This window comes from Virgibacillus sp. JSM 102003 (assembly GCF_041949995.1).
Taxonomy (GTDB): domain Bacteria; phylum Bacillota; class Bacilli; order Bacillales; family Amphibacillaceae; genus Lentibacillus.
This window is the reverse complement of sequence record NZ_JBHFQH010000003.1, coordinates 1-12,022: the sequence shown is the minus strand read 5'-3', so window position 1 is coordinate 12,022 and position 12,022 is coordinate 1. Positions and strand designations below refer to the sequence as shown.

Sequence of the window (12,022 nt, the reverse complement as noted above, 5' to 3'; positions counted from 1 at the left end):
AGTCCACTAGGCGCTAGGCGCTGGCCGGTGAGAACGCCACGTCCTGTGGCGTCACCGGCACTAGTACGTCCTGTACGTCGGAGCTGGACGTCGCTGATTCGGATGTCCAATTATCCACAGCACTCAAATTTTTAATTTCCTATACAAAAATAAAATAAGCATATCCAGTACGAGTGGATATGCTTACTCTTTTTTCGTTACAATATCGATAATGTGCTGCCACGTCTCCATTTCCAATGCATCGCTAGGGTTTCCCTCTCCGATAATCCCATAACCAACCATCAAACCGGCCGCTAATGCCACTGCCCCTATGACGAGCACAACAATAATCCGCGCCCATATTGGGAAAACACGGCGACGTGGCTTCTTGTTTTGTCGTTTTTCTATCTTTTGTTTCTTCTTTTGCTCTTTACGTGTGGATTTATCTGTTGATTTCTCATTTTCACGCTGCTGGGTCAGTTCTTTCTCCTGATCAGCAGACTGTTTCTTGCTTCTGGATTTTTTTTCAACAGGTTTCTCCGTTAGTTTTGTTGGCATGGTTTCTTACCCCTTATATCCTTTTGTTACTTATCGAAGCTGGTTGACAAGTCCCATCATCTGATCACTCATTGAAATTGTTCTGGAATTAAACTGATACGAACGTTGCGTTGAAATCATGTCCGTCATTTGTTTGGAAATATCTACATTCGAATGTTCTAATGCTCCACTTTTCAATACATCCGTATTCGGTGCAGCAGCTTGAATGATTTCATTAAAATTGAATCCTAATTCATCCAGATTTGGCAGTCGAAATGCGTTATCCCCTGCAGCTTCCAACAATCTAGGTCTAACCGCTTCAGCAATTGCTAGATTACCAGAATTTTCCGTTTGGTTCCCTCGTTTGACTGTAATTTGCCCATCAGGCTGAATATTAATCGCTTCAAAGCCTTCTTCAATAACAATTGGTCCATTCTCGCCCATTACCGGGTTGCCATCTTTTGTTGTCAGCATAACGGACTGATTATTATTAACCGGGCTTAAATAAAATGAGCCATCACGTGTATACTGTGTTTCTGTGTTGCCATTTTCGGTAACCTGAATTTGGTATAGATGATTTTTTCCGAGTAACGCAGTGTCCAAAGCTCGGTCCGTCTCGGTGATAGACCCTGGAGCCAAATCAATATTGACCGAACCAAGCTTGGCCCCTGAACCTACTCGCACTCCATCAGGGGTTAAGCGACCCTCGGCGTTGGCAGGGTCTGTCATGTTGTTGATTTGCTGAAATAACAATGAGGAGAAATCTGCCTGGCGTGTTTTATAGCCGGTTGTCTGACTGTTTGCCATGTTATTTCCGATCAAGTCGAGTTTGTTTTGCAACTGGTTCATTGTTACTGCCGCTTGAATCATCGTTCGTGACATAATACCCCTCCTAGCCTAGACGGCCAATTTCGCTAACTGCTTTTCCCATACTTTGATCATAGGCCTTCAATACTTTCTGGTTCATTTCAAACGACCGGTATGTTTCCATCATTCGGGTCATCGATTGCAGTGCATTAACGTTGGAGCGTTCTAAAGCACCTTGCTGAACACTGAATGTTTCACCTGCAGGAACTGCACCCGCTTCACCATTAAAAAGCCCATTTCCTTCTTTTGCAAAATCATTCGCGTTCGGTGTGTACGCAATACCAAGTGGGATGGTTTGACCATTAACCTGAAGTGCTCCATTTTCTGTTACATCAAATTCCATTCCGTTCGTCTGAATCGGATTACCCGCTTGATCTAACACGTAATAACCTTGATTTGTTGTGAGAAAGCCTTCCCCATCAACCGTAAAATTACCATTTCGTGTGAAACGCTCTTCTCCAGCCTCATTTTGAACCGTGAAAAACAGACTCCCTGTTTCATCTGGAAGTTGTCCATTCACAAGTGCTAAGTCAGTTCCAATACCCGTTTTACGAATATCACCTTGTTTAAAATTAGGGACGTTTTCCTGTACGTATACCCCGGTATTTAATGACCCAATTGGATCCTGGACAGGTAAATTCAGTCCACGCGATGTTGGAATATTTTTGCCCCCCATTTGCTGCATCAGCATTTCAGGAAAAGCACGTAATGTCGGCTGATCTGCCTTGTAACCCGGTGTATTAGCGTTAGCGATATTATTTGATAGAGCTTCTTGTGCGCGTTGCTGTGAAAGCATTCCACTGGCTGCCGTATAAAATCCTCTAAGCAAAATTTTCAACCCCCTTAAAAGGTGATTCGTTCAAGAAGTATATAGTGAGGTTACAAATTAACCAATCTTTTTCCGTTCAATTTTGTCGATGTTCTCTAACATAATACCTGTACCTTTTGCGACACAATTCATTGGCTCTTCTGACATAAAAACAGGAACCTTCAGTTCTTCAGCCAACAGCTGGTCGATACCGTGGATTAGCGCTCCACCACCTGTCAGAATCACGCCACGATCAATGATATCCGCCGACAATTCTGGAGGCGTGCGCTCAAGTACCAGTTTAGCACCTTGCGTAATGAGTGAGACTGGCTCACGCAATGCTTCTTCAATTTCATCCGAATAAACTGTTATTGTACGAGGCAAACCAGAAACCATATCACGTCCGCGAATGTCCAGCTGCTCATGGCGTCCGCCTTTGAAAACAGTCGCCACATTGATTTTAATTTCTTCTGCTGTACGTTCACCAATTAGTAGTTTGTATTCTTTTTTTATGTATTGAAGAATTTCCGCATCAAACTTATCACCAGCCATTTTAATAGACTCTGCTGTGACAATATCACCCATTGACAATACCGCTACATCTGTAGTTCCTCCACCAATATCAACGACCATGTTTCCGCTCGGCTGGTATATTTCCATGCCAGCTCCAATCGCTGCTACTTTTGGCTCTTCTTCAAGATAAACACGTTTGCCGCCGGATTTCTCAGCTGCTTCTTTAATCGCTTTTTGCTCTACCTTTGTAATATTTGTCGGGCAGCAAATAAGCATTCTCGGCTTAGAAAGAAAACCTCTTACATTAATTTTATTTATAAAATGCTTTAACATCGCTTCTGTAACATCAAAGTCAGCAATCACGCCATCTTTTAATGGGCGAATGGCCTCAATATTTCCTGGTGTACGCCCAACCATGCGGCGCGCCGCTTCACCTACTTCAAGCACACGGCCTGTATTACGATCCATCGCAACAACAGATGGTTCGTCCAAAACAATTCCTTTTCCTTTTACATGTATCAACACATTGGCTGTTCCAAGGTCGATTCCGATGTCCCTAGAAAACATTAATTTAGATCCTCCCTGCTACAATTACTTTCTCGCATCTGTAAGAGAACACAATGCTACTAATATTATATTTTACCACAAAACTCTACATATAACTGCAAATTTTGAAAAAAAGGTGATGAATTTTTTCTTCATAACTTGACTCCATATTTTGTAACAGGAAATTTTGCAAAGGAGGATTGGCCAAACTACGTAGTGTGATCGATACAAGTTTTGTCTTTCATAGTGACATTGTTCCTATCCTGATTCATAAAGCGAAAACAAACGAACCGAGGCTGGGACATAGCGAAAAATGTATTATAAAAGAAAAACAATGCACGAAACCAGCTTAGGATATATACGTAGAGTGCTGCGGGAAGAAAAGCCAAAGTGAGCTGGTTATATGCACCATTTTTCAGTTAGTCCGGGTTTTCCATTTGGTTAAAAACTTTCATCCCAGCCTCGTTCCGTTTATGTTTTCAGTTTTTAATTGGAACGGATTTCTTGCCGCATAAACAAGATATAGGCAATCGCAAAGCAAATTAATGTAGCTGCAATTAAACCGGTCAACTGCGGCCAGATTAAGAGCAGACTTTGATCAAGCGGCAAAGGACTCGGTATAGCGCCTGCTTTCTGACTTCTTGTCAGCGGTCCAAGACTTCTTACTGCCGGTGATAAAAGTGTTATGGTTGACTCATTAAACAAATAGTTTGGCGAAAGCCTCATCATGTTTAGAACGGTACCCTTTCTCTCAATAATCTGTTCTGGACTTGTTATGCCTCCGCCAGAGAACATAGATTTAGAAATAAGTTGTATAATCATATTGTAAAATATACTAAAAAACAACCATACGCCCAAACTTGAAAGGGCAGATGTTGCTGACTGACGGAATAATACTGAAAACAGGATTCCCAAGTTTAGCCAAAAAGCAATATAGGCGATGCACAGGACCAAAAAGAAGAAGAGCCGTGCAAATTCTTCAAGTGTCGGCGGGATACCCAGTATCAGGATACCAAATGCCATGACCAGAAACCCAAGCGAAAAGAACAGAACAACATTCAATAGTAGTGCGGCGATGAATTTGGCGTTCAGTACATAATCACGTGGAATGGGTTGTGACATCAGCCTGTTCAGTGTACCTTTATTGCGCTCAGCATTAATGGCATCAAATCCTAAAGCGATGCCCAGCAGTGGACCAAGAAATTGGACAAACGTAATAAAGTTCGGCAATGTTCCATCCGATACAGTAAATAGCTTCAGAAAGAGATATGAATCCTGACCAATCTGCTGAGATTCATTCGCTTTACTGATAGCATCCTGAATTGTTGTGACAGCTGTATAAAGTGATCCAACGCATGTTAAGAGGATGATTGCCAGCATGATAATGACACGCCAACTTGTTACGTTATCCGTGAATTCTTTTCGTACAAGGGCAAAGAATGCACTTTTATTTTTGTTGGCTAATGTTTCACCACTGCCGATGCTAAATGGTTTCCATTTTGTCATTTTACTAGACAGATTCATTCAGATCACGTCCTTCAAAATAACGATGATAGATTTCATCAAGTCCTAGGTTCTTTTTGTCGATATGATACAAAGAACTTCCCGATTGAATAATTGCTTGGCTGATTTTAGATGTCACATCTTGAGTGCAATATATTTCGAGGTATGATTGTACATCCTCAGTCTTAATGACACCGCTAATGGATTCTATTTTCTCAATTAGGTCAGTATCCATTGGTTCGGCACGTACGGTAACAACAATTGACTCTTCAGAAAACAATTGTCTGGCAAGGCTCGCAACATTTCCTTCAGCTAGAAGATTACCTTTAACGAAAATTCCGGCCCGGTGACATACTTGCTGTACCTGATGCAAATGGTGAGATGATAGGAGAATGGTTAAATTATCATTTTCATTGAGCTCCTTAATTAATCTCAGTAATTCACGGACACCTTCAGGGTCAATTCCCAATGTTGGTTCATCGAGGATAATGACCTCTGGATTTTTCATTAAAACATCAGCCATCCCCAAGCGCTGCTTCATACCGCGTGAATATTTGCCGGTTTTCTTAGAAGCGGATTCAGTCAGATCAACTGTCTTTAAGAGATCACGTGCCCTTTCTTTTGCGACATCTCTTGGAATATTGTTTAATTCTGCCGTGAACAGAAGATTTTCAAACCCTGTCATATTCTGATAGAAGCCTAAATTATCCGGCAGATACCCAACCCTGCGCTTAACCTCAATGGGTTGACGGGTAGAGTTGATGCCACACACGCTGACACTACCTGACGTTGGTTCACTTAAACCAAGCAGCATCAGGATAGCTGTTGTTTTTCCGGCCCCATTTGGTCCCAGTAGACCATAAATTTCCCCCTTAGGAATTTGCAGAGATAAATGATCAACTGCCAGCTGATCATCGTAACTTTTAGAGGCATTGCTGACTTTAATGATCGGCTGCAACATGTTTATCTCCTCCCGTATCTTCTAAAGATATAATATAGACCGCCAAGAACACCTAATATGATCAGGACACCAATAAATCCCCAAATTGTTGAGGTTTCTACAGATATACGGAAATCGGCTTTTGATGATGCTTGGGCTGTTTCAGCAGTCAATGTCGTCACATAGTCACCTGCTATCGCTTCATCTGGTGCTGTCAATGTTGCTTGAACAGTTTTTTCTTCACCTGCCTTTATTGTTGAAATGGTACTTTCCTTGAATTCGATCTCCCAGTTTGGTGGTGTTGATGCTTTGAGATTAACGCCCGTAAGATCCGCTGTTCCAGTGTTTTTAACAGCTAAGTCAATCACCTTATCCTCACCAGCGGTTACTTCCTTACTTAATTTTCCTGATGGGGTGGTCAGTTTAATACTGTAGGACCCTGTAATAACTGCCTCCAGTTTCATTTTTGCCGAGGTACTGCTTGTTGCTGCCTTTATTGGAATCTGGTAGGTACCTGCCTTTACATTTTTTGGAGGAGTTACTTCGACTGTTACATCCTTTGATCCATTTGGTTTAAGAGATACTGATGTGATCGATTTTCCACCGGATTTGAACGTGACACCCCACCCCTTTGCTGCGCCAGAGCTAAGTGCATAATTCTGCTTTTCCGCTGTGCTGTTGTCGACTGTCACATTATAAGAAAAAGTTGAGTCTGCATGTCCTTCCATATTCGGCTGTTCTGAACTTAATTCCGTTTCAAACGTCCCCTGTTCCGATACGGTAGTTAGAAAAGGAAGTTCTGAATTGGCATTGCCTTCACCATTTGCTACTAATGAATAATTATAGTCAGCTTTTTTAACTTCAAGCGGAACACTAACCTCAAGCGTTATCTGCTGCTCACTATCTGGTCTGACTGACAATTGCTTAATATCCTGTCCACCTGATGTAATTGTATAGCTCCATCCATCAGGTAACCCATCAACTGAAAACTTCATATTCTGGATACTTGATCCGCTGTTAATAACTTTCACCTGGTAATCAATTGTCTCACCCGGTGTTACCGATAAGCCAGTATGCGGGGTGAACAATGTCAGACCTCCCGCTGCATGGACAGAGCTAATCGTACTGATAACTGCAAGAGAAAAAATGAGTAGAAATTTCTTGAACATTTTCATTGACCTCCCGTAAATTTTTTGTCGTATAAGTTACGTAGGAAATGTTATTCTGGATTTACATTAATGAAAAAAATTACTAAATTTTAATAGGGTTATATGATAGGGGGTTGCAGTGTGGATGAAAATAGGGAGGACACACAACTACTTAACAGTATAGCTATGGGATCGCGGCATTCGTTTAACGTTTTTTATGAAAGACATATTGGTTTTGTCCTGCAGATTGCTATGTACATGACAAAAAATAAAGCCGAGGCAGAGGATATCTGCCACGACGTTTTCATTGAAGTCTTTAAGAAGGCAGATCAATATCAGGCAGCAAAAGGATCAGTTAAGGCGTGGCTGGCAATCAAAACCAAATCAAGAGCAATTGACCAATTAAGAAAGAAGAAGCCTGTACTGCGTGATAAATTGGCAGAACATGAATATGGGGCAGACGTGCAATTTCTAATAGCTTCTGAAAGAAAACTGGTAAGGGATGCAATGAACCATATACCCCGTGAACAAAGTGAGGCTATTTACAGATCGTATTTTCATAATGAGACACATAAAGAAATTGCCAATGCAATGAACAAGCCACTAGGATCTGTGAAATCATTGATACGATATGGGCTTAACAATCTCCGAAAAAAGATTCGTATTTTTTCGAGTGGTGGTGAAAAAAATGACATTCAATAAACATATTTCTGAGTCGGCAATTATTGACTACCTAATCGGAAATTTAAAGCAAGAAGAAAACAGTGAGGTTATCCGGCATGTCAACCAATGTCAGGCATGTCAAGAAACCATGAAAAGTTGGGATGGACTTTTAGGCGATCAAGAGCAGAATAAGGCTGTGCCGTCCGAAGCATTAAAAGCAAAACTGGACAATAGTATTGACAAAGAAGAGACAAAACAATTGAAAAAAGGACGTATAAAACCTCTGTATCTGTTCAGCAGCATAGCCACTGCGTTATTCTTGTTTGTTGGACTTCTATCCAGCACGAGCAGCCAGCCTCCCATGATGGAAGAAGAAGTCGTCTATAACGACAATATACAGGTGGAACAAATTCAATCCAATCCGGGTACGATACAGCACGAAATTAGACCTGAATCCAGGTTTGATTATGTATCTGGCAATGTATGGATCAATAATCGAACAAGGGAGCTACTGATTGAAATTGATGGGCTGATGAATTTGAATGGCCACAACTACCAGTTATGGATGATTGATAAAAACAATCGGATGGAAGGAAAGCTTTTACCGCTTGAAGACGGATCGGTCAAAGTATTATACCGAGGGAAGGATGTAAATGAGATTAAATTTATTAAATCGAGCATTGAGCCTGCTGGCGGTAGTTCGGAGCCAACTGGACCAGAAACTTTTACTGTTCATTTAGACTGACTCAGTATGATACACACTTATCTCAGACACGTGGAAATCTTCACTATAATTACACACACCAAAAACCCAGCCTATTATCCAAAACTAGGCTGGGTTTCTGATCTGTCCTTTTGTGAAGTGGAAAACTTGTTGCTGTGTATTCTTGCTGCTGTTGCTCCACCACCTCCTTTAGGATAGGGATGTCGTTCGTCAGTGCTAGGTAAGTATCACCCGACTGGTTTAACCGTGGAGTCTTCCGTTTTTTCATCTAGTCTGTACTTATTGCGTGTTGCTTCACCCCCGCGGAGATGGCGGATTGATTTGTGGTAATCGAGTATATTTTTTACTTCGTTGTATAGCGCTGGATTTATCTCCGGTAATCGCTCTGTCAGATCTTTATGGACTGTGCTTTTGGAAACACCAAATTCTTTTGCTATCACTCGGACGGTTTTCCTCGTCTCCACGACATATTTCCCTATCCTGATAGTCCTCTCTTTGATGTAATCGTGCACACCGTTCGCCTCCCTAAGTTGGATATTTCCGAGGTGTGGAATCGAGACAAGGTGATACAATTTTCATGCTGCTCACTTATCTACTGACAACTACTCATGTGCAGCTGCTTCTGCAGTTTTGTTAGGAACGTGGGCAAATAAAGCCCATAGAATATGATGTTTTGGCTATGTAGTGGATTTTTATTATGGTGGGTAGATGGAAAGCTACACAAGCTCTCACCTCAGACTTTTCTGATTGCTTGGTTTGTAATATTTTATTAATGTACAAAGAGGATTATGATTAAATTTACATCTTTTGGAGATTAGGACAAGAAGTATTTTTTTCTGGGCTTATAAAAAAAGAAAATAGGGTGTGCGTTATAAACGAAAATCGCCTTACAACCGTGCTCTCTCTATAAATTCAAACTGGACAAATTAATCAAGGTCGCCTAAGTCCGGATCGTTATAAAATGGCTGTGGTTCGGCTGCGAGTTCAACAAAATGAAATGTGCTGCTTAAAATTATAATTAAAGAAAAACCTGTAATAGCTACTAGCTTTTTCATTTTTTCTCTCCCTTCACCTCTAACATGACGCTACACCCTATTTTCGAATAAACGTAGATAATTTGTTCCCTGTTACGCACCCATTTTACGGATTTCTTGAAGTGGCATTCTGCTGAAGAAATAATCGCTTCGGTTTTCGATAAAGCTGTTATATGATTTTAGAAGAATGTATTTATCCTGTTTTGCCATTCCCAAATAGTACATTTTAAATGGGCTGTCTATCGGTATTTCATTCAGAATGGATTCCGCTTTTGCATTGTTACCCTTTGCGATTTCAATGTGGGCTTGTTCACTTTTATCAGTGGAAGTCACTCCTTCTGTCTTCTTGAAATGCGCTGATAAAAAAGGTATATTTTTTTGTTCGGTTACTGTAATACTCTTCTGCAAATCATGTTTTTTGGCTATTTTCAGTGCTTCTGACATATGATACATACCTTGGAAATACGTGTCGTAAAGGTATGAAAAACCAAGATTGGTATGTATATTTATTTTTGTATTTGGACTTGTAGTGTCATTTAATACACGAAATGCATATTTCCGTGCCATGATCACTTCATTCCGAATTAAATAATAGATAAATAAACTTTGATTTAATCGTATTTGAAAGAATGACAGCAGAAATCTATCCTCTATTTTTTCAAATAAATATTGCTGTTTTTCCAGGGAGTTACCAAACTGACTGAAATCATTCATACTGTGATATATGTTAATTTTGATGAACTCCATTAAGCTTTGCAGTTCAGGCTCGTCCGTCCGTATGTCTCTTAATTGTCTGATTATTTCACTAGGTAGATACATCCTAAATTTACGGTCAATTGTCACCTGGTATACTGCTGCCCAATTTCGATTGGACTTACAGCTAGATTTTTTGTTTTTATTAATTAATTTCTGTAAATCATCATAATGACCATTCATATATAAAAATTCCATGCCTTTTTTGCTAATTTCATTGGATGTTGTTTGCAGGCAGAAATTACGTGCAAGCCGATCTGCAGTATGCTCGTCATGCTCTTGTCTTAATACTTGTAAAACTTGTTCCAATGCATATTGATCATCACTTGCCATTGTTATAATAGAATTAGGCATTAAACTCTCTTTGGAAAAGTGCATCCTTAGAGCTCCTTTCTATATTCTGAATGACAGAAAATACCTTTTTTTACCAAAAATTCTGTCAATTGTCTGCAAAATTATTTACTACCGAATATATTACCACACATTCACTCAATAAAAACCTTAATCGTTCGACATTTTTTGCGACTTGTCACGGGAGCGCTCTGATTTGTCAGGAAACCTGGGTTATCTCAATGATTAATGACCAAATCCTTAAACTGCAAAAAAATAACCCTAGTATTTAAACTAGGGTTTGCGCTAATAGATTACGCGTCATCCTCTGAAGAAGATGAATCGGATGTATCACCCGCTGAATTTCCACCTTCAACATTTGCATCTTGACTGTTTTGGTTTGATGCATCTTCTGCACCTGTACCTGAATCGTCTGTGTTTTCTTCCGTACCTTCAGATTCAACATTTCCTTCTTCCGTTGATTCTGGTTCGGTTCCTGCATCCTCGGTTCCTTCAGATTCAGTATCTTTGTCTTCTGTTGAAACTTCATCCAGTGCAGTTACTGGCTGATTGAAGAATGATTCAGGATTAACTTCTTTTCCATCTTTTCTGATTTCAAAATGGACGTGTGTACCACTTTCCTGACCAAACATGTTCTCTCCAGCTTTACCAAGAACATCGCCTTGCTGAACCTTGTCTCCAGATTTAACGTTGACTCCCTGCAGACTCGCATAATAGGTTACAACATCATTTTCATGCGATAATGCAACAACATTTCCTAGCAGCGGATCCTCTCTAACTTCTGTAACTGTACCGCTTAACGATGCTAACACATCAAATGTTTCACCGTCTGCGGATGCAATGTCAATGCCTGTGCTTTGGTAAAAACGATTGTTAAACATGACCAATGCATTTTCTTTTTCCTCTTGATCTGCGTTGTAATCATAGAAATTAGTTACGATTTCTGCTTGATCTTGGTTTACAACAGGCATCTTAATAACTTCCTGTTGATCCATAACGGATTGAGCTTCTTCATCATGTTCTGCTGGTGTATATGTCTCGGAACTTTGATCATCCTCCGTTTCCTGAATCTGATTGTCCAGGTTCTGATACCAGACCACCAACGACAGAAGAAGCGCAGCAATCGTTAAGTACACTGCTGGAAAAAACCACTTCTTGCGAAAAATTCGACTCCACTTGTTTTTTGGAGTATTGTTCTCTTCTTTCATATTGTCATCACCTCAACAACCATTCTGAGCAGAAAAAGGAATTTATATACATTAAATTAGAAAAATTTATTGTTTTTATGTATTTTTTAAGTTATTCAGGGTAAATTAAGCATTTATTGCCTGCGCTGTGGCTACTGGTAGACTGATTTTAGTATATTGATTGATTTAGTATTGCGCGGTAATTTTGAGACGTTTTTTATTTCTGGGATGTTCAACCCTATATGACGAACTTCAACCTCGTTAGAAAACTAGGCTCTTCGCCAAGCCTTACTTGCACTTATGCATTAAGAAAGTAGTTATACTTTCTTATCTGCAAAAAAAGGTTCTAAGTCAAATGTTGGGGTGAGCGACTGCTCACTCCTTATTTATGCCACCCTTAGATTCACATTTTTATATTGATGATGTAATAACACCTTTAAACGAAAGCGATCAAATCGCCTAAATCCAA

Annotated in this window: 13 protein-coding genes; 2 read left to right on the top strand and 11 right to left on the bottom strand. The window is 40.1% G+C overall.

Going from position 1 to position 12,022, the window contains the following annotated elements:
- Nucleotides 1–183: 183 nt before the first annotated feature.
- From ACE1TG_RS04180 to ACE1TG_RS04150, 7 genes are all read right to left on the bottom strand, one after another.
- Nucleotides 184–537, bottom strand: a complete 354-nt coding sequence (locus ACE1TG_RS04180) for a DNA-directed RNA polymerase subunit beta (protein WP_375051108.1) — start codon at nucleotides 535–537, stop codon at nucleotides 184–186.
- Between the two features lie 30 nt (nucleotides 538–567).
- Nucleotides 568–1,398, bottom strand: a complete 831-nt coding sequence (locus ACE1TG_RS04175) for a flagellar hook-basal body protein (protein ID WP_375051107.1) — start codon at nucleotides 1,396–1,398, stop codon at nucleotides 568–570.
- Between the two features lie 10 nt (nucleotides 1,399–1,408).
- Nucleotides 1,409–2,212: a flagellar hook-basal body protein gene (locus ACE1TG_RS04170; protein WP_375051106.1), complete on the bottom strand. Its 804-nt coding sequence runs from the start codon at nucleotides 2,210–2,212 to the stop codon at nucleotides 1,409–1,411.
- Nucleotides 2,213–2,269: 57 nt separating this feature from the next.
- Nucleotides 2,270–3,271, bottom strand: a complete 1,002-nt coding sequence (mreB, locus tag ACE1TG_RS04165; protein ID WP_375051105.1) for a rod shape-determining protein — start codon at nucleotides 3,269–3,271, stop codon at nucleotides 2,270–2,272.
- Nucleotides 3,272–3,736: 465 nt separating this feature from the next.
- Nucleotides 3,737–4,756, bottom strand: a complete 1,020-nt coding sequence (locus tag ACE1TG_RS04160) for an ABC transporter permease (protein WP_375051104.1) — start codon at nucleotides 4,754–4,756, stop codon at nucleotides 3,737–3,739.
- Nucleotides 4,757–4,760: 4 nt separating this feature from the next.
- Complete coding sequence (locus tag ACE1TG_RS04155) at nucleotides 4,761–5,714, bottom strand: ABC transporter ATP-binding protein (protein ID WP_375051103.1); 954 nt, start codon at nucleotides 5,712–5,714, stop codon at nucleotides 4,761–4,763.
- Between the two features lie 2 nt (nucleotides 5,715–5,716).
- Nucleotides 5,717–6,862, bottom strand: coding sequence for an NEW3 domain-containing protein (locus tag ACE1TG_RS04150; protein WP_375051102.1), 1,146 nt, complete (start codon nucleotides 6,860–6,862; stop codon nucleotides 5,717–5,719).
- A 120-nt stretch (nucleotides 6,863–6,982) separates the two neighbouring features.
- Between ACE1TG_RS04150 and ACE1TG_RS04145 the strand changes: the two genes are divergently transcribed.
- Together ACE1TG_RS04145 and ACE1TG_RS04140 are read left to right on the top strand one after the other, a co-directional pair.
- The gene (locus ACE1TG_RS04145) at nucleotides 6,983–7,543 is read left to right on the top strand and encodes an RNA polymerase sigma factor (RefSeq protein ID WP_375051101.1); all 561 of its coding nucleotides are present in this window, start codon (nucleotides 6,983–6,985) and stop codon (nucleotides 7,541–7,543) included.
- Nucleotides 7,530–8,249, top strand: a complete 720-nt coding sequence (locus ACE1TG_RS04140) for a hypothetical protein (protein WP_375051100.1) — start codon at nucleotides 7,530–7,532, stop codon at nucleotides 8,247–8,249. The genes ACE1TG_RS04145 and ACE1TG_RS04140 overlap by 14 nt, the downstream gene beginning before the upstream one ends.
- A gap of 206 nt (nucleotides 8,250–8,455) precedes the next feature.
- On the opposite strand, the gene spoIIID is transcribed toward ACE1TG_RS04140, so the two are convergent.
- The 4 genes from spoIIID to spoIIQ form a co-directional block, all read right to left on the bottom strand.
- Nucleotides 8,456–8,740 (bottom strand): sporulation transcriptional regulator SpoIIID, encoded by a 285-nt coding sequence (gene spoIIID / locus ACE1TG_RS04135; protein WP_375051099.1) that lies wholly within the window; start codon nucleotides 8,738–8,740, stop codon nucleotides 8,456–8,458.
- A gap of 414 nt (nucleotides 8,741–9,154) precedes the next feature.
- Complete coding sequence (locus ACE1TG_RS04130) at nucleotides 9,155–9,283, bottom strand: hypothetical protein (RefSeq protein ID WP_375051098.1); 129 nt, start codon at nucleotides 9,281–9,283, stop codon at nucleotides 9,155–9,157.
- A 72-nt stretch (nucleotides 9,284–9,355) separates the two neighbouring features.
- The gene (locus tag ACE1TG_RS04125; RefSeq protein WP_375051097.1) at nucleotides 9,356–10,369 is read right to left on the bottom strand and encodes an AimR family lysis-lysogeny pheromone receptor; all 1,014 of its coding nucleotides are present in this window, start codon (nucleotides 10,367–10,369) and stop codon (nucleotides 9,356–9,358) included.
- Nucleotides 10,370–10,659: 290 nt separating this feature from the next.
- Nucleotides 10,660–11,574: a stage II sporulation protein SpoIIQ gene (gene spoIIQ / locus ACE1TG_RS04120; protein WP_375051096.1), complete on the bottom strand. Its 915-nt coding sequence runs from the start codon at nucleotides 11,572–11,574 to the stop codon at nucleotides 10,660–10,662.
- Nucleotides 11,575–12,022: the final 448 nt, after the last annotated feature.